Origin of the sequence: Variovorax sp. 679 (assembly GCF_003952185.1) — a bacterium.
Lineage (GTDB): Bacteria > Pseudomonadota > Gammaproteobacteria > Burkholderiales > Burkholderiaceae_C > Variovorax.
In genome coordinates, this window is the sequence record NZ_RXFS01000006.1 from 460,338 (window position 1) to 478,126 (window position 17,789).

General features: G+C 66.7%; 17 protein-coding genes. 15 read left to right on the plus strand and 2 right to left on the minus strand.

The window, feature by feature from the left end; all coding sequences use genetic code 11:
• Window positions 1-7 precede the first annotated feature (7 nt).
• Together zapE and EJO71_RS18055 are read left to right on the plus strand one after the other, a co-directional pair.
• Entirely contained in the window at window positions 8-1,108 is a 1,101-nt protein-coding gene (zapE, locus tag EJO71_RS18050) for a cell division protein ZapE (RefSeq protein WP_125949711.1), read from the plus strand.
• On the plus strand, window positions 1,105-1,767 hold the full coding sequence (locus tag EJO71_RS18055; protein ID WP_125949710.1) for a hypothetical protein: 663 nt from the start codon (window positions 1,105-1,107) through the stop codon (window positions 1,765-1,767). Before zapE ends, EJO71_RS18055 begins: the two co-directional genes overlap by 4 nt.
• 15 nt (window positions 1,768-1,782) lie before the next feature.
• Here EJO71_RS18055 and EJO71_RS18060 read toward each other — a convergent pair whose 3' ends face one another.
• Window positions 1,783-2,556 carry a protein phosphatase 2C domain-containing protein gene (locus EJO71_RS18060; protein ID WP_125949709.1) on the minus strand — a complete coding sequence of 258 codons (774 nt, stop codon included), beginning with the start codon at window positions 2,554-2,556 and terminating at the stop codon, window positions 1,783-1,785.
• A 108-nt stretch (window positions 2,557-2,664) separates the two neighbouring features.
• On the opposite strand from EJO71_RS18060, the gene EJO71_RS18065 reads away from it, so the two are divergent.
• Window positions 2,665-2,868 carry a DUF465 domain-containing protein gene (locus EJO71_RS18065; RefSeq protein ID WP_125949708.1) on the plus strand — a complete coding sequence of 68 codons (204 nt, stop codon included), beginning with the start codon at window positions 2,665-2,667 and terminating at the stop codon, window positions 2,866-2,868.
• Window positions 2,865-4,949, plus strand: a complete 2,085-nt coding sequence (locus tag EJO71_RS18070) for an ATP-dependent DNA helicase (RefSeq protein WP_125949707.1) — start codon at window positions 2,865-2,867, stop codon at window positions 4,947-4,949. Before EJO71_RS18065 ends, EJO71_RS18070 begins: the two co-directional genes overlap by 4 nt.
• A 51-nt stretch (window positions 4,950-5,000) precedes the next feature.
• Here EJO71_RS18070 and EJO71_RS18075 read toward each other — a convergent pair whose 3' ends face one another.
• Complete coding sequence (locus EJO71_RS18075) at window positions 5,001-5,810, minus strand: outer membrane protein assembly factor BamD (RefSeq protein ID WP_125949706.1); 810 nt, start codon at window positions 5,808-5,810, stop codon at window positions 5,001-5,003.
• Window positions 5,811-5,887: 77 nt separating this feature from the next.
• Between EJO71_RS18075 and EJO71_RS18080 the strand changes: the two genes are divergently transcribed.
• The 11 genes from EJO71_RS18080 to bamB all read left to right on the plus strand — a co-directional run bounded on the left by EJO71_RS18080 (window position 5,888) and on the right by bamB (window position 17,765).
• Window positions 5,888-6,859, plus strand: coding sequence for an RluA family pseudouridine synthase (locus EJO71_RS18080; protein ID WP_240651416.1), 972 nt, complete (start codon window positions 5,888-5,890; stop codon window positions 6,857-6,859).
• A gap of 129 nt (window positions 6,860-6,988) precedes the next feature.
• Window positions 6,989-7,930, plus strand: coding sequence for an SMC-Scp complex subunit ScpB (gene scpB, locus EJO71_RS18085; RefSeq protein WP_125949705.1), 942 nt, complete (start codon window positions 6,989-6,991; stop codon window positions 7,928-7,930).
• On the plus strand, window positions 7,927-9,741 hold the full coding sequence (locus EJO71_RS18090; protein ID WP_125949704.1) for a pseudouridine synthase: 1,815 nt from the start codon (window positions 7,927-7,929) through the stop codon (window positions 9,739-9,741). Before scpB ends, EJO71_RS18090 begins: the two co-directional genes overlap by 4 nt.
• Before the next feature lie 153 nt (window positions 9,742-9,894).
• Complete coding sequence (ndk, locus tag EJO71_RS18095) at window positions 9,895-10,320, plus strand: nucleoside-diphosphate kinase (protein WP_019653122.1); 426 nt, start codon at window positions 9,895-9,897, stop codon at window positions 10,318-10,320.
• 21 nt (window positions 10,321-10,341) lie between these two features.
• Window positions 10,342-11,493 (plus strand): 23S rRNA (adenine(2503)-C(2))-methyltransferase RlmN, encoded by a 1,152-nt coding sequence (gene rlmN / locus EJO71_RS18100; RefSeq protein ID WP_125949703.1) that lies wholly within the window; start codon window positions 10,342-10,344, stop codon window positions 11,491-11,493.
• Window positions 11,494-11,497: 4 nt separating this feature from the next.
• Entirely contained in the window at window positions 11,498-12,355 is an 858-nt protein-coding gene (pilW, locus tag EJO71_RS18105) for a type IV pilus biogenesis/stability protein PilW (RefSeq protein ID WP_125949702.1), read from the plus strand.
• Window positions 12,348-13,310, plus strand: coding sequence for a helix-turn-helix domain-containing protein (locus EJO71_RS18110; protein WP_125949701.1), 963 nt, complete (start codon window positions 12,348-12,350; stop codon window positions 13,308-13,310). The genes pilW and EJO71_RS18110 overlap by 8 nt, the downstream gene beginning before the upstream one ends.
• The gene (gene ispG, locus EJO71_RS18115; RefSeq protein WP_125949700.1) at window positions 13,307-14,590 is read left to right on the plus strand and encodes a flavodoxin-dependent (E)-4-hydroxy-3-methylbut-2-enyl-diphosphate synthase; all 1,284 of its coding nucleotides are present in this window, start codon (window positions 13,307-13,309) and stop codon (window positions 14,588-14,590) included. Before EJO71_RS18110 ends, ispG begins: the two co-directional genes overlap by 4 nt.
• Before the next feature lie 15 nt (window positions 14,591-14,605).
• Window positions 14,606-15,916 carry a histidine--tRNA ligase gene (gene hisS, locus EJO71_RS18120; protein ID WP_125949699.1) on the plus strand — a complete coding sequence of 437 codons (1,311 nt, stop codon included), beginning with the start codon at window positions 14,606-14,608 and terminating at the stop codon, window positions 15,914-15,916.
• A 6-nt stretch (window positions 15,917-15,922) separates the two neighbouring features.
• Window positions 15,923-16,615 carry a tetratricopeptide repeat protein gene (locus EJO71_RS18125; protein WP_125949698.1) on the plus strand — a complete coding sequence of 231 codons (693 nt, stop codon included), beginning with the start codon at window positions 15,923-15,925 and terminating at the stop codon, window positions 16,613-16,615.
• A gap of 7 nt (window positions 16,616-16,622) precedes the next feature.
• Window positions 16,623-17,765 (plus strand): outer membrane protein assembly factor BamB, encoded by a 1,143-nt coding sequence (bamB, locus tag EJO71_RS18130; RefSeq protein ID WP_125949697.1) that lies wholly within the window; start codon window positions 16,623-16,625, stop codon window positions 17,763-17,765.
• The last annotated feature ends 24 nt before the right edge of the window (window positions 17,766-17,789 follow it).

The following is a 17,789-nucleotide window of genomic DNA, read 5'->3' on the forward strand; positions in this document are numbered from 1 at the left end:
CGATCTTTTGACCAGCGTCAAACAGGCCTACGAGGCGGAACTCGCTGCACGCGGGTTCAAGAGCGATCCCGCGCAGCTGCGCGCCGTGGAGGCGCTGGATCGCTGCGCCAACGAATGGGCCGAGTACAAGGCCCAGCGCTCGAATGCGCTGAAGAAGTTCATCAACCGGCCGGAGCTTCCGCGCGGCGTCTACATGTACGGTGGCGTCGGGCGGGGCAAGAGCTTCCTGATGGACCTGTTCTTCAACGCCGTGCCGCTGCGGCGCAAGACACGCCTGCACTTCCATGAGTTCATGCGCGAAGTGCACCGCGAGTTGCGCGAGCTGCAGGGCACGGTCAATCCGCTCGACGAGCTGGGCTTGCGCATTTCCAAGCGCTACAAGCTGATCTGCTTCGACGAGTTCCACGTCGCGGACATCACCGACGCGATGATTCTTCATCGGCTGCTCGTGTCGCTGTTCGACAACGGCGTGGGCTTCGTCACCACCTCCAACTTCAAGCCCGACGACCTGTATCCCGGCGGGCTGCACCGCGATCGAATCCTGCCCGCCATCGAGCTGCTGAACGAGAAGCTCGAGGTGCTGAGCGTGGACAACGGCACCGACTACCGGCGCCGCACGCTGGAGCAGTTGCGCATGTACCTCACGCCCAACGACGCGGCGGCCGAGAAGGAAATGCGCAAGGCCTTCGACAAGCTGGCCGAGACGGCCGACGAAAGCCCGATCCTGCACATCGAGCAGCGCGAGATCCGTGCGCTGCGCAAGGCCGGCGGCGTGGTCTGGTTCGATTTCAAGACGCTGTGCGGCGGCCCGCGTTCGCAGAACGACTATCTCGAGATCGCGAGCCAGTTCCACACCGTGCTGTTGTCCGACGTGCCGCACATGCCGGTTCGCATGGCTTCGGAAGCACGCCGTTTCACGTGGCTGGTCGACGTCTTGTACGACCGGCGATGCAAGCTCATCATGTCGGCAGAGGTTCCGCCCGAGGCGTTGTACACCGAGGGGCCGCTGTCGCACGAGTTTCCTCGCACGGTTTCCCGGCTCACCGAAATGCAATCGAGCGAGTTCCTTGCCCTGGAACGCCGCATCGTCGACACCCGACTCACATGAAAAAAACCGCTCTTGCCTTGCTCATGGCGTTGGCCAGCCTCCCGCTTTGGGCGCAGTCCAATGCCGCGGCGGGCAATGCCGATCTCGATGCCGAGAAGCGCCGGCTTTCCTCCGAGCGCGAAGCCCTCGAGAAGCGCTTCGTCGAGGAGCGGGCCGCCTGCTACAAGAAGTTCGCGGTGGAAGACTGCCTGCGCGAGAGCCGCGAACGGCGTCGCAAGGAAGCCGACAACATCAAGCGGCAGGAAACTGCGATCAATGACATCCAGCGCCAGCGCAGCGGCGCGGCCGAGCTGCAGAAGCTCGACCAGAAGGCCGGCACCCAGCGTCCGCAGGACACCCGCGAGAAGCAGGACCAGTCGATCCAGAACCAGAAGGATCGCGAGCAACGGGCCGCCGACCACGCGACCAGCCGCGCCGCCACGGCTGCAGAGGCTGCCGAGCGCGAGCGTCAGTTCCAGTCCAAGCAGCAGGCGCACGCCGACGAGCAGGCCAAGGCCGCGCAGCGTCGGGCCGAGGCGCCCGAGGCCGTCAAGCGCTTCGAGGACAAGCAGAGACGCGCCGCGGAACACCGCGCAAGCCGAGAGCGGCAGAACGCCGACCGCGACAAGCCGCGCGGGGCTCCGCTACCGCCGCCCCCGGCCGAACCCGCCAAGCCCTGAGAGCGCCGCCTGCGCTCAGGCAGCGGCTGCCGGCAGCGGATCGAGCTTCAGAACGGCGATGGAGATGTTGTCGCCCGTTCCCCGGGCCCGGCGGCGCGCTTCGCCCACCAGGATTTCGACGGCGTCGCGCGGCGGCTGCGCATACAGCACGCTCGCCAGCTCCTCGGGGCTGAAGTAGTGCCAGAGTCCGTCGCTGCAGGCCATCAGCAGGTCGCCCGGGGCCATCTTCGGAATGAAGTAGGGATCGATGGGCGGTGGCGTGGTCGTCATGCCCAGGCAGCCCAGCAGGATGTTGCCCTGCGGGTGGATGTTGGCCTCGGCCTCGGTGATCTGGCCGCGGTCGATCAGCACCTGCACGTACGAATGGTCGCGCGTGCGCCTGATGAGCTGCCCGTCGTGGAAGTGATAGATGCGCGAATCGCCGGCATGGATCCAGGCGCAGTCGCCCTTGGGGTTCATGAGGAAGGCCGCGATCGTGCTGTGCGGCTCCTGCTCGCTGGAGACGGCGGTGAGCTTGATGACCGTGTGCGAGTCTTCGAGGATCTGCTTCAGCACCGCCTCAGGATCGTCCTTGCCGGGCTGGTAGCGGGTGAAGAGCTGGCGTGCTGTCATGAGCACCTGGTCGGAGGCCTTGCGTCCGCCGCTGCGCCCGCCCATGCCGTCGGCCACGATGCCCAGCACGCAGCCGGGCACGCGCGGATGGCTCATCAGCAGCACCTGGTCCTGCTGGTACGGGCGGTCTCCCTTGTGGAGTCCGGTGGCCGCTGCGAGTCGAAAGCCTTGGGTCATGAAGCAATATGCGCCTGAAGCGCGTGTTCCTGTCTTCTCGGAAATTCGTGTCAGGACGTATTATCGAATGAACATGCGCCGCGAAAACCCCGTGCGCGCTCCCCACCGTTGGACTCCAATCTTCATTCCCTTTCCCGCCAGCTGATCGAACTTCGCATCGAGCATGCCGATCTCGACGCCTCCATCGACCGGCTGGCCGAAGGCTCGCCGCAAGACGAGCTTCTGCTGCGGCGCCTGAAAAAGCGCCGCCTCGCACTGCGCGACCAGATCGCACGCCTCGAGAACATCCTCGATCCGAAAGAACCGGCGTGACAGGGCCGCTCGAAGACAAGGTGCGCGACGCCTTCGCGCAGGACGGCGGGCTGTCGCGTGCCGCGGACCAGTTCCGCGAGCGCTCGGGGCAAACCGAGATGGCGATGGCCGTGGCCCGGACCATCGACCAGGGCGGCGTGCTCGTGGTCGAAGCGGGCACCGGCGTGGGCAAGACCTTTTCGTACCTCGTCCCGGCGTTGCTGAGCGGCGAGCGCGTGCTGCTGTCGACCGCCACCAAGACGCTGCAGGACCAGCTGTTCGGCCGCGACCTGCCGCGTCTCGTGGAAGCGTTCGGCCTGCCGGTGCGCACTGCGCTGCTCAAAGGGCGCGCCAGCTACCTGTGCCTCCATCGGCTCGACATGGCACGCCACGATGCCTCGCTGCCGGAGCGCGGGAGCCTGCGCACGCTGGCCAAGATCGAGCAGTGGTCGAAGGCTACGCGTACGGGCGATCTGGCCGAGCTGCCGGGGCTCGACGAGCGCTCGCCGCTGATCCCGCTGATCACTTCCACGCGCGAGAACTGCCTGGGCGCGCAATGCCCGCAATTCAAGCCTTGCCATGTGAACCTGGCGCGGCGCGAGGCACTGGCGGCCGACATCGTCGTCATCAACCACCATCTTTTCTTTGCCGACCTCGCGGTGCGGGAGACGGGCATGGCCGAGCTGTTGCCGACGGTGAGCGTGGTGGTGTTCGATGAGGCCCACCAGCTCAATGAAACCGGTGTCCAGTTTCTCGGGGCGCAACTCGGCAGCGGCCAGGCGCTCGATTTCGCGCGAGACATGCTCGCTGCGGGCCTGCAGCATGCACGCGGCCTCGTCGACTGGCAGCAGCTGGTCTCCGGGCTCGAACGCGCTGCGCGCGAACTGCGGCTGGTGGTCGGCAAGCAATGGCCGGGCGCCAAGCTGCGCTGGCTGGGGGCCGCGCCCGAGGGAGTCGATCCTGCTGCATGGCAGCGCGCGCTGGACGACCTGCTGCAGGCATTCGAGATGGCCGCGGAAGGGCTCGCCACCGTCAGCGAGATATCGCCCGACTTCGTACGGCTGCACGAGCGAACCCGCCAGCTCGCGAAACGCACTGCGCGATTCGCCTTGCCTTGCGAGGTCGATTCCGTGCGCTGGGTGGACGTTGGTTCGCAGTTGCGGCTCGTCGAATCCCCGCTGGACATCGCCGACGCCATGCGCAAGCGAGTGCTGAAGATCGCCGACGAGGCCGATGACGCCGAGGCGGCCGACAGTGACGACGAGGATCTCGATGCCTACGGCGAGCGCCCGGCGCGCGATGCCGCCGGGCGCGAGGACGGCCGCCGCGCCTGGGTCTTCACCTCGGCCACGCTGGGCGACGAGCCCACGCTGCGCTGGTTCACCGAGCCCTGCGGCCTGCAGGACGCGGAAGTGCTGCGCGTGCAGAGTCCGTTCGACTACGCCTCGCAGGCCGCGCTCTATGTGCCGCGTGCGTTTCCCAAGCCCAATGATCCGTCGCACAGCCAGCGTGTCGCGCAACTGGCTGCGCGCGGTGCGGCCGAGCTAGGAGGCCGCACGCTGGTGCTGACTACTACGCTGCGTGCGCTGCGCACCATCGGCGACGAGATGAGGCAGCAGTTCGAAGTGCTCGACGCACAGGTGCGCCCCGACGTGCTCGTGCAGGGCGAACTGCCCAAGCGTGTGCTGATGGACCGCTTCCGCGAGGGCGCGAGTGCCGGACGCGCAGGCTGCGTGCTTGTGGCATCGGCCTCCTTCTGGGAGGGCTTCGATGCGCCGGGAGACGTGCTGCAGCTGGTGGTGATCGACAAGTTGCCGTTTCCGCCGCCCAACGATCCGCTGGTCGAGGCGCGCTCGCAGCGTCTGGAAGCGCAGGGCAGGAGTTCGTTCGCCGACTATTCGCTGCCGGAGGCGGCGGTGGCGCTGAAGCAGGGGGCGGGGCGGTTGATTCGCCGGGAAACCGACAGCGGCGTGCTGGCGATCTGCGATACACGGCTGGTGGCCATGGGCTATGGCCGCCGGTTGCTGGCGGCTCTGCCACCGATGCGGCGGCTCGAAAGCGAATCGGATTTCGATGCCGCGCTGGAAGCGCTCAAGACCTAGCCCGGGAGCCGGTCAGGCAATAAGGGCGGGTGTTCCGCCCTTATTGATTGCTTACCAGAGCTTCCACCAAGGGTCGTCCTTGCCCTTGAAGCCGTTCGCGAGATAGGTGCTCTTCGGATAGTTGGTGGTCAGCACGCGCTGGGCGTCGTCGCGCAGGTCCTTCATGCCGAGGGCGTCGTACGACTTGACCATGATGTACAGGGCTTCCTCGAGCGCCGGCACTTCACGGTAGTCGGCCAGCGCGACCTGGGCCCGGTTGATGGCGGCCAGGTAGGCGCCGCGCGAGTAGTAGTAGCGGGCCACGTGAACTTCATACTGCGCAAGCGAGTTCACGATGTAGTTCATGCGCTGGCGCGCGTCGGGGGCGTAGCGCGACTCGGGAAAGCGCGTGACGAGATCCTTGAACGACTCGAACGATTCCTTGGCTGCCTTCTGGTCGCGCTCCGACAGGTCCTGGCGCGTCATGAACGCGAACATGCCGAGGTCGTCGTTGAAGTTGATCACGCCTCGGAGGTAGAGCGCGTAGTCGAGAGCGGGGCTCGCCGGGTGCAGCTTCATGAAGCGGTCGATGGTGGCGATGGCGGCTGCCTTTTCGCCCGACTTGTACTGGGCGTAGGCCTTTTCCAGCTGCGCCTGCTGGGCCAGCGGCGTGCCGGCGGCGCGGCCTTCGAGCTTCTCGTAGAGGGGGATGGCCTTGTCGTAGCCGCCCGATCCGGCCTCGTCCTTTGCCTCCGAGTAGATGCGGTTGGGGCTCCAGGTGGCGGTCTTGTCGGCGGTGGAGGTCGACGAGCAGCCTGTTGCCAGCAGAGCCGCCGCGCTGAGCGCGATCCAGGCGGGGACCGATAATTTGGCGCGATACATCACATACGGCTTTCGTGAAACAGTTGCCCTCAATTATATCGACCGACCCTTTGGGCAATATCCCCGAGAGCACGGAGGTGGCCGAGCACGAAGAAGGCGCGGATCCCATCGAGCCCAGCGAGCGGCGGCCCTTCGTCATCGACCCCGCCCAGCACGGCCAGAGGCTCGATCGCGCGCTTGCGGCCCTGGTACCCGAGTTTTCCCGTAGTTATCTGCAGCAGCTGATCGAGGCCGGGGCCGTCGAGCTGCAGGGGCGCACGCTGACCAAGGCCTCCGTGGCAGTGAAGGCGGGGCAGGCCGGGCATATCGAGCTGCGCCCCACGCCCCAGAGCCAGGCCTTCCGGCCCGAGGCGATGGACATCGTCACCGTGTACGAGGACGAGCACCTGCGTATCGTCGACAAGCCCGCCGGCCTGGTGGTGCATCCGGCGCCGGGGCACTGGAGCGGCACGCTCCTGAACGGCCTGCTGGCGCTGGACCCGAAGGCCGTGCTTCTGCCGCGCGCCGGTATCGTGCACCGGCTCGACCGCGACACCAGCGGGCTGATGGTGGTGGCGCGCACGCGAGGCGCCATGGACGCGATGGTGGCGCTGATCGCCGCGCGCGAAGTCAAGCGGCAGTACCTGGCCATCGGTCACAGGCAGTGGGAGGGCGCCGCGGCACGCCATGTCGATGCCCCCATCGGCCGCGACCCGCGCAACCGGTTGCGCATGGCCGTGGTCGATCTCGAACGGCATGCGGGCAAGACGGCGCGCACGTTGATCGAGCGACTCGACAGCAACGCCGAGGGCTGCGCCGTGCGCTGCACGCTCGAAACCGGGCGCACCCACCAGATCCGCGTGCACATGGCTTCCATTGGCCATCCGCTGGTGGGTGATGCGCTCTACGGCGGGGCGCCGGCCGTCGGGTTGTCGCGGCAGGCGCTGCATGCATTCAGGCTGGCGTTCGTGCATCCCGTCACGCAGGCGGCGCTGGAGTTCCGTTCGCCGTTGCCGGCGGACCTCGTCCAGGCTTTGCAGTCCTGGGGGCTGGATTACAATCGCGCCTGACGGCCCGAGGGCCGCGCCGATCGCCCGAGACCGGCCTTGCGTTGCATTTGCCGCGTGCCTGCAGCGCCTACTCCTTCCATACATCTGAACAAAGCGCCCCAAGGCGCCTTTTCCCGGATAACGCGAACCATGAATACGGCGGATGCCAAGCGCATTCTCGAAACCGCCTTGATCTGTTCGAGCCAGCCGTTGCCGGTGCGTGATATGCGCGTGCTGTTCGACGACGAACTCGGTGCGGACACCATCAAGACGCTGCTGCTCGAGCTGCAGGAAGACTGGGCGCAACGAGGCCTTGAGCTGGTGAGCGTCGGCAGCGGCTGGCGTTTCCAGAGCCGCCCGGAGATGCGCGACCACCTCGATCGCCTGCATCCCGAAAAGCCGCCGCGCTACACGCGCGCCGCGCTCGAGACGCTGGCCATCATTGCCTATCGCCAGCCGGCCACGCGCGGCGACATGGAAGACATCCGCGGCGTGACGATCAACTCGCTGATCCTCAAGCAGCTGGAAGATCGCGGCTGGGTCGAGGTCATCGGCCACCGCGAGACGGTCGGCCGTCCGGCGCTGTATGCAACCACGCGCCAGTTCCTCGACGACCTGGGCCTGGCGTCGCTCGACCAGTTGCCGCTGATCGAAACACCCGCGCAGCAGGCGGCGCTGGTCGATGCGCTCGAGCAGGCTTCGGGCGAGCAGCAGGGGCTGCCGATCGACGCGGCTCCGGAGGCTGAGGCCCTCGCCGAGGGCGATGCGGATGCCTCCGGAATGGCGGATCTGGAGTCTTCCCCGGCCGAGGCCGGGCAGGCGCCAGCCGAGGTGGATGCGGAGACTGCTGCTTTGCAGCAAGTCGAAGAAGTCGTGGCAGAAGCGCCAGCGCTGGAATCCGGCGTCGCCGACATCGTGCCGGAAACCACCGAGGCGGCGGAATCCGTTGAAGCCGCTGAAGCCCAAATTGTCGAGAACGCAGCGGACGCCGAGGCGCCCGCCGGGCCGGAGCCCGAATCCGCGCCAGAACCCGATGCCCCGTCCGAGGACGAGGCCGACCCCCACGCTCCCTCTCCCGGAAAAACCCAATGAGCACAACCGACACCGAAGACGCAGCGATGCTGCCGGTCGAGCCCGAAGTCAAGAAGAAGAAAAGGGCGCCTGCAGCCAAGAAGGTTGCCGTTGATGCTATTGAATCGGTAGCGCTGCCGGAGGCTGAAGCGCCGAAGAAGCCGCGCGCGCCGCGCAAGAAGAAGCCGGTTGTGGAGGCTGTGACGGACGAAGCGTTGGCGGCGCCGGTCGTGGATGCCGCCGAAGCGGCAGTCGCGCCGGAGGCTGTTGTTGCCGTCGTCGAGGAGGCTCCGGTTGCTGTTGTCGCAGAGCCGGCCCGTGACCCCGCGCCGGTCGAGGCCGCCGCTCATCAGGCACCTCAGCCCGAACAGATCGAGCGCATCGGCGACCATGACGCCGAAGAAGATCAGGACGAAGACGAGGAAGAGCCCGACGAGGAAGAGGACGACCTCGACCGTGCCCGCCGCGCCGCCGAACGCGAGCAGCGCAACGCGCCGCCGCCCGAGCCGATCCGTTTCGCGGACGTCATCTCCGGCCAGTTCGATGCCGACGAAGAGAGCCCGGAAGTCCCTCCGCTCAAGCGCGTGCTGCTGCCCGAGGCCGATTCGCCCAAACTGCACAAGGTGCTGGCGCAGGCCGGCCTCGGTTCGCGGCTCGAAATGGAGCAGCTGATTCTCCAGGGCCGCATTTCCGTCAACAACGAACCGGCCCACATCGGCCAGCGCATCCAGTACGGCGACCAGGTCAAGATCAACGGCAAGCCGATCCGCTACCGCATCGCGCCTCCGCCGCCCCGCGTGATCGCGTACCACAAGCCCGTGGGCGAGGTGGTCACGCACGACGATCCGCAGAACCGCCCGACCGTGTTCCGTAAGCTGCCGCGCCTGCAGCAGGGCAAGTGGCAGTCGGTGGGCCGCCTCGACCTGAACACCGAAGGCCTGCTGCTGTTCAGCAGCTCCGGCGATCTGGCCAACCAGCTCATGCATCCGCGCTTCGGCCTGGAGCGCGAGTACGCCGTGCGGGTGCTGGGTGCACTCACCAGCGAGGAAAAGCAGAAGCTGCTCGACGGCGTGCGCCTCGACGACGGCATGGCCCAGTTCGGCGCCATCGAAGACGGCGGCGGCGAGGGCTCGAACTGCTGGTATCGCGTGACCATTTCCGAAGGCCGCAACCGCGAGGTGCGCCGCCTGTTCGAGTCGGTGGGGCATGCGGTCAGCCGGCTGATCCGTATCCGCTATGGCGCCATGGTGCTGCCGCGCGGCCTGAAGCGCGGTGCCTGGATGGAGCTCGACGAGCGCGACATCCGCGCGCTCTTCCAGGCTTCCGGTGGCGCGGTTGCTCGGCCCGGCCCACAGCAGCGGGGCCCGGGGCAGGAAGGCGGCGGTGGCAACGGCCGCGGCGGTCGCAACAAGAAGCGCCGTGGCAACCGCAATGGCGGTGGTGGCGGCCAGCAGCCGCGCGACATGCGCGATGCGCGTGACGACGGCGGGCGCGAAGCGCCGATCCCGAACCCGTTGGGCGACGGCCGTCCGCCGCGCGGCGACCGGGGAGGGCGCTCCAATCGCGGTGGCGGCAACGGTGGCCCGCCCCAGGGGCAGGGGCGTCGCAACAACAACAGCAGCCGCCAAGGTGGCGGCAATCGCCAGGGTGACGACCGCCAGCCGAACGGCGCCAACCAGCCCGATCCGATGAAGACCTCGCTGGGCTACATCGGCGCCGACAGCTTCTCGCGCCAGCGCAAGGAGCAGCGCGGAGGCCCGCGCCGCGGTGGCGGCGGTGGTGGGGGCGGCAACTTCGGCGGCCAGGGCGGCGGACGCCGCCGCGGGCGCTGAAAGTCAGCCGTCGGAGCGCGGCCTTTCGCGGGGTTTTCACCAATCCGCAAGGCCGCGCCGGTTAAAATCAGAGGCTTTGTCGACATGTGACGCAACAAACTCGTTGCAGTTGTGACAAAACACTTCAAAATCAAAGCTCCAGGAAGCATTTCAATGGCTATCGAACGTACCCTTTCCATCATCAAGCCCGACGCAGTTGCCAAGAACGTCATCGGCAAGATCGTTTCCCGTTTTGAAGCTGCCGGCCTCAAGATCGTCGCCGCCAAGCTGGTGCACCTGTCGCGCAACGAAGCCGAACAGTTCTACGCCGTGCACAAGGAGCGTCCCTTCTTCAAGGACCTCGTCGAGTTCATGATCTCGGGTCCCGTGTTCGTGCAAGTGCTCGAAGGCGAAAACGCCATCGCCAAGAACCGTGACCTGATGGGCGCCACCGACCCCAAGAAGGCAGCCGCCGGCACCATCCGCGCCGACTTCGCCGACAGCATCGATGCCAACGCCGTGCACGGTTCGGACGCTCCCGAAACCGCAGCGAACGAAGTCGCTTTCTTCTTCGCCGGCCTCAACGTCTACGCACGCTGAAGCCGTATCTCGCCCGATTCCATGACCACGGCCAATCTGCTCGATTTCGATCTCGAAGGGTTGGCTGCGTTCTGCGAAAAACTCGGCGAGAAGAAATTCCGCGCCACGCAGCTGTTCCGCTGGATTCACCAGCGTGGCGCCAGCGACTTCACCCAGATGACCGATCTGGCGAAGTCGTTGCGCGAGAAGCTCGCGACCACCGCTCGCGTCGAGGCCCTGCCGGTCATCACGCAGCACGAATCCAAGGACGGCACGATCAAGTGGCTGTTCGACGTCGGTGACGGCAATGCCGTCGAAGCCGTATTCATTCCCGAGGACGACCGTGGCACCCTGTGCGTGTCGTCCCAGGCCGGCTGTGCGGTCGGTTGCCGCTTTTGCTCGACGGGGCATCAGGGCTTCAGCCGCAACCTGAACACGGGCGAAATCGTCGCCCAGCTCTGGTTTGCCGAACACTTCCTGCGCAAGCATCTGAAGCGCGACGAACGCATCATCTCCAACGTGGTGATGATGGGCATGGGCGAGCCGCTGCAGAACTACTCCGCGCTGGTGCCCGCGCTGCGCACCATGCTCGACGACAACGCCTACGGGCTGTCGCGCCGCCGAGTGACAGTGTCGACCTCCGGCGTGGTGCCGATGATCGACCGTCTGGGCGCCGACTGCCCGGTGGCCCTGGCGGTCTCGCTGCATGCGCCCAACGACGCGCTGCGCGACGACCTCGTGCCGCTCAATCGCAAGTACCCGATCGCCGAGTTGATCGAGGCCTGCAAGCGCTATCTGGCGCATGCGCCGCGCGACTTCATCACCTTCGAATACTGCATGCTCGATGGCGTGAACGACCAGCCCGAGCATGCGCGTCAGCTCGTGGAGCTGGTGCGCAAGCATGACATCTCGTGCAAGTTCAACCTGATCCCCTTCAACCCGTTTCCGGCCTCGGGTCTGCTGCGCTCGCCGCAGCCGCGCGTGCTGGCATTCGCCAAAACGCTGAGCGAAGCCGGACTCGTGACCACCGTGCGCAAGACGCGCGGCGACGACATCGATGCCGCCTGCGGCCAGCTCGCCGGCGACGTCAAGGATCGCACCCGCGCGGCCGAACGCATGGCGCAGCGCCGTGCGACGGAGCAGCGCCCCGTTGTTTTGCACCCGGTCCGCAAGACCGCCTCCCAGGAGCATTGAACCGATGAGCATGGCCATTTCGATGACGACCGCGAACGTGCAGCGGATGCTGACTGTGGGTTTCGCGGGCGTCGCCGTTGCGTTGCTGCTTGGAGGCTGCGTGAACACGCGCACCACCACCACCAGCCTGGCCGACAACAGCAACTCGTCCAAGGGCACCGAGATCGTCACCGAGTCCGACGAGTCGAGCCGCCAGCGCCGCGCGCGCCTGCGCATGGAACTGGCCGCCGGTTATTTCGAGCACGGCCAGACCACCGTTGCGCTCGACGAGATCAAGCAGGCGCTGGCCGCCGACCCCAACAACGCCGACGCCTACAACCTGCGCGGCCTGGTCTACATGCGCCTCGACGACGCCGGCCTGGCGGAAGACAGCTTCCGCCGCGCCATCGCGATCAATCCGCGCGAACCGAACACCCGCCACAACTACGGCTGGCTGCTGTGCCAGCAGAACCGCTATGGCGATGCCGCCGCGCAGTTCAATGAAGCCCTGGCCGTGCCGACTTACGCCGACCGCGCCAAGACGCTCATGACGCAGGGCGTGTGCGAGCTCAAGGCCGGCCAGCGCGACAAGGCCGAGCGCAGCCTCATGCAGGCCTATGAGATCGATGCCGGCAACCCGGTGGTCGGCTTCAACCTGGCCTCGGTGCTGGCGCAGCGCGAGGAATGGTCGCGCGCGCAGTTCTACATCCGCCGCGTCAACAACAGCGCGGCGGCCAGTGCCGAGACGCTCTGGCTCGGCATCAAGATCGAACGAAAGCTGAACAACCGCGAGGCAGTCGCGCAGTTGGGAGGCCAACTGCAACGACGCTTCCCTCAATCGCGGGAGGCAACAGCGTACGAGCGCGGGAATTTCAATGACTGATCGGGTTTCGGAGTTCGGCACTTCTGCTGCATTGCCGCTGGACGCAGGCGACAACGCGAACAAGACTGCCGGCGACCTGCTGCGCGAAGCGCGCGAGGCCCACGGCCTGCACATCGAGATGGTCGCGGCCGCGCTGAAGGTGCCGCCGCAGAAGCTGATGGCGCTCGAGGCGGACGACATTGCCTCGCTGCCCGATCCGGTCTTCGCTCGCGCACTGGCGAGCAGTGTCTGTCGGGCCCTGCGCATCGATCCGGCTCCCGTGCTCGCGAAGCTGCCGAGTACCCAGAAGGTGTCGCTGGCCGAAACCGATCGCACTCTCCGCGCGAACATCGGATCGGGTACGCCGCGCTGGAACGGCAACGGCCGCTCGAGCGGGCTGCCGTCGCGCGCATTGCTGACCGTCGTGGTGCTGCTGCTGATCGGCGCCGGCGCGATGTTCTGGCTGCCGCAATCGGTGTTCGACCAGCTCAGCGCTTCCGTGGCGCGGCTGACGGCGCGCGGCGATGCCGGCACGGAATCGGCGCCCACCAATGGGCCGGCCTCAGCTGGCGGCTCGGTGGCCGAGACCGTGCCCACGCAGGCCGTGGCTCCGACCGGTCCAGTGGCAGGCGAAACCCCGACAGCTGCTCCTGCTCCCAATGCCCTCGCTGCTGTCGCCGCCGCCCCGGTGGCTACGGCCCCTGCCGCCACGCCGGTGGCGGCAGCCTCGAGCAGCCAGCAGCTCGTTTTCGTTGCACGCGAGGAGTGCTGGATCACCGTGACCGAAGCCGGCGGCAAGCAGTTGCTGCGTCGCAGCCTGCAGGCTGGCGAAACGGTCGGACTGTCGGGCACGCTGCCGCTGTCCGTCGTGATCGGTCGCGCTTCGAGTGTCGATGTGCAGGTGCGTGGCCAGCCCTTTGACCTGAAGCCCTTCACCAAGGGTGGGGGCGTGGCGCGTTTCGAGGTGAAGTCGTGACCTCCAGCAACTGTCTTCCTGTTCCCATCGAGGCTGCCGCCCCCAAGGCGCGCCGCTCACGCCAGGCCAGCGTGGTCTGGGGACCGCGCGTGGTCACGGTGGGCGGAGATGCCCCGGTGCGCGTGCAGTCCATGACCAACACCGACACCGTCGATGCCATCGGCACGGCGATCCAGGTGAAGGAGCTGGCCCAGGCCGGCTCCGAGATGGTCCGCATCACGGTCAATACGCCCGAGGCCGCCGCGCAGGTGCCCTACATCCGCGAGCAGCTCGACCGCATGGGCGTCGACGTGCCGCTGGTCGGTGACTTCCACTACAACGGCCATCGCCTGCTGACCGACTATCCGGCCTGCGCCGAGGCGCTGAGCAAGTACCGCATCAACCCCGGCAACGTGGGCAAGGGCGACAAGAAGGACAAGCAGTTCGGCCAGATGATCGACGCCGCCATGCGCTGGAACAAGCCCGTGCGTATCGGCGTCAACTGGGGCAGCCTCGACCAGGAGCTGCTCGCCAGCCTGATGGACGTCAACAGCCAGCGCGTCGAGCCCTGGGACGCCAAGCAGGTGATGTACGAGGCGCTGATCACCTCGGCCATCGAGTCCGCGAAGCTTGCCGAGTCGATGGGCATGGCCGGCAACCAGATCATCCTGTCGTGCAAGGTGAGCGGCGTGCAGGACCTGATCTCGGTCTACCGCGAGCTGGCCCGCCGCTGCGACTATCCGCTGCACCTCGGGCTCACCGAGGCCGGCATGGGCACGAAGGGCACTGTGGCGTCGGCCACTGCGCTTTCCATCCTGCTGCAGGAAGGCATCGGCGACACCATTCGCGTGTCGCTCACGCCGCAGCCAGGCGAGTCGCGCACGCAGGAGGTGGTGATCGCCTCCGAGATCCTGCAGGCGCTGGGGCTGCGCGTGTTCGTGCCGAGCGTTACCGCCTGCCCGGGCTGCGGCCGCACCACGAGCACCACCTTCCAGGAGCTGGCCAAGCAGATCGACGATTACCTGCGCATGCAGATGCCGGTCTGGCGCAAGAAATATCCGGGCGTGGAAACGCTGAAGGTGGCCGTCATGGGCTGCATCGTCAACGGCCCCGGCGAGAGCAAGCATGCCGACATCGGCATCAGCCTGCCCGGCACCGGCGAGGCGCCCGCGGCGCCGGTCTTCATCGACGGCGAAAAGGCGCTCACGCTGCGCGGCGACAATATCGCCAACGAGTTCCACCAGCTCGTCGAAAACTACATCGAAAAGCGCTTCGGCGGCGAGCACGCTGTCGCGGCCTGACATCTCCGCAGACTCATGGCTGAAAAACTGAATGCCGTCAAAGGCATGAACGACATATTGCCGCCCGAATCGGCGCGCTGGGAATGGCTTGAGGCCACCGTGCGCGACCTGATGGGGCGCTATGCGTACCGCAATGTGCGCACGCCGATCCTGGAGCGCACTGCGCTCTTCGTGCGCGGCATTGGAGAAGTGACCGACATCGTCGAGAAGGAGATGTACTCCTTCGAAGATCGGGCGGACAAGAATGGCAAGTTCGAGCATCTAACGATGCGGCCAGAAAACACCGCAGGACTGGTGCGCGCGGTGATCGAACACAACATGCTGTACGAAGGCCCCAAGCGGCTTTGGTACACCGGTCCCATGTTCCGCCGTGAGAACGTGCAGCGTGGGCGTTTCCGCCAGTTCCACCAGATTGGCGCCGAGGCGCTGGGTTTTGCCGGCCCCGACGTGGATGCCGAATTGATTCTGTTGGCCAACGCGTTGTGGAAGGCTGTAGGCTTGACCGACGTTCGTCTCGAACTCAACAGCTTGGGCCAGCCTGCGGAGCGTGCGCAGCACCGCGCTCAGCTGATTGCCCACTTCGAGAAGCATGCCGACAAGCTCGACGAGGATGGCAAGCGCCGCCTGCACAGCAATCCGCTGCGCATTCTCGATACGAAGAATCCGGCGATGAAGGAAGTGGTCGAGTCAGCGCCGAAGCTGATCGACTTCCTTGGTGCGGAATCGCTGGCGCACTTCGAGGGGCTGCAGGCCATCCTCAAGGCCAATGACATTGCATTCACGATCAATCCGCGTCTGGTGCGCGGGCTGGACTACTACAACCTCACGGTCTTCGAATTCGTCACCGACCGCCTTGGCTCGCAAGGCACGGTGTGTGCAGGTGGTCGGTACGACGATCTGATTACGCAAATCGGCGGCAAACCAGCGCCGGCCGTGGGCTGGGCAATGGGTGTCGAACGCGTGCTCGACCTGTTGAAGGAGCAGGGCGCCGGTGTTGCCCCGCCCGTGCCCGATGCCTACGCCGTGGTGCCTGACGCAGAGTCGATGCCTGCAGTGCTACGTACCTTGCAGCAGTTGCGTGAGTCAGGCATCAGCGTGCAGATGCATGCCGCTACTGCCGAAGGCCTCAGTGGCTTCAAGGCCCAGATGAAAAAGGCCGATGCCAGCGGCGCCACCTACGCCCTGATCTTCGGCGCCGATGAACTTGCGCGCGGCGAAGTGACTCTCAAGGCGCTGCGCGACGGAAGCGGCGCGCAGACCGCCCGGCCGCTTGCTGAAGTGGCCGCCTGGGCCGCCACCCTACAATCGCCGGCTCCCAACACCTGACAGCGCATGGCAACCCATCTCGACCTCGAAGAACAGGAACAGCTCGACCAGCTCAAGCATTTCTGGAACACCTACGGCACCCTGATCACCTCGATCGTGCTGATCGTTGCCGGCGCCTTCGTGGCCTGGAACGGCTGGCAATGGTATGGCCGCAACAAGGCGGCCCAGGCCTCGTCGCTCTACGACGAAATCGAGAAGACGGCGCAGGCGGGCGACCCGGCGCGCATCGCGCTCGTGCTGGACGACATGAAGAAGCGCTTCGCCGGCACCACCTACGCGCAGCAGGCAGGCCTGCTGGTCGCCAAGACGCTGTACGAGAAGGGCAATGCCGCCGGCTCGCGCACCGAGCTCGAGTGGGTCGCGCAGAACGCCGTCGACCCCGGCTACAAGGCTGTTGCAAGGCTGCGGCTGGCAGCCGAACTGCTCGACGGCAAGTCCTATGACGATGCCCTCAAGCAACTCGACGGCAGCGTGCCCAAGGAATTCGAGCCGCTGGTGGCCGATCGCAAGGGCGACATCTATCTCGCCCAAGGCAAGCGCGCTGAGGCGCAGACCGAATACCGCAAGGCGTGGACCGGCCTCGGCGCGACGTCCGACTATCGCCGCCTGATCGAGATCAAGCTCAATGCGGTCGGCGTCGACCCCAAGAGCCTGGCGCCTGTCGTCACCGTCACACCCGCAGCACCCAAAACTCCCTGACCGCATCATGAATTTCAAGCGTCTCATGCCTGAATCGACCGCCCTGCGTGCGGGATCAGCTCTCGTTTTGGTAGCGTTCCTCGCCGCCTGCTCGGGCTCGGCCAAGCCGAAGCCGGACGAACTCCCCGCCAACCCCGCCCTGATGGGCGTGCGCCAGGCCTGGACGGTGCGTATCCCCGAGGTGCAATTTCCGCTGACCTCCGACATCAGCGGCGATACGGTCACCGTGGCCGGCAGCGACGGCACGGTGGTTGCCATCGACGCGCGCGCCGGCCGTGAAGTCTGGCGCGCCAGCGTCGGCGCGCCGCTGGCGGCTGGCGTCGGCAGCGATGGTTCGGTGGCCGCGGTCGTCACCACCGGCAACGAGCTGGTCGCCATCGAGAACGGCAAGGTCCTGTGGAAGCAGAAGCTCTCGGCGCAGGCCTTCACCGCGCCGCTGGTGGCAGGCCGTCGCGTGTTCGTGCAGACGGCTGACCGCAGCATCAGCGCCTGGGACGGTCAGAGCGGCCGCCGCCTCTGGATCCAGCAACGCGCGGGCGAAAATCTCGTGCTGCGCAAGTCGGGCGTGCTGCTTGCCGTGGGTGACACGCTGGTCGCCGGCATCGGCGGCCGGCTGGTGGGTATCAACCCCGCCAACGGCACTTCACGCTGGGAATCGCCCATTGCGGCCCCGCGTGGCACCAACGACGTGGAGCGTCTGGTCGACCTGACCGGCAGCGTGAGCCGCTTCGGCGACACGATCTGCGCGCGTGCCTACTACGCCAGTGTCGGCTGCGTCGAGACCGTGCGCGGCTCGCTGGTCTGGAGCAAGCCCGCTTCGGGCGCGGACGGCGTCAGCGGCAACGACAGCTTTGTCTATGGCACCGAGTCCGACGGCAGCATCGTGGCCTGGCGCCGTGCCGACGGCGAGCGCGCATGGCAGATGTCCCGTTTCAAGAACCGCGTGCTGACCTCTCCGCTGGCCGTGGGCCGCTCGCTCATCATCGGCGAGAACACCGGCACGCTGCATTTCGTGTCGCGTGAAGACGGCGCGCTGCTCAATCGCGTCACCCCCGATGGCTCGGCCATCACCGTTGCTCCGGTGCTGGCCGGCAATACGGTCGTGGTGGTGACCGCCAAGGGTGGTGTGTTTGGCTATCGCCCCGAGTAATCTTCTTCTTTCTCCTTTCTTCTC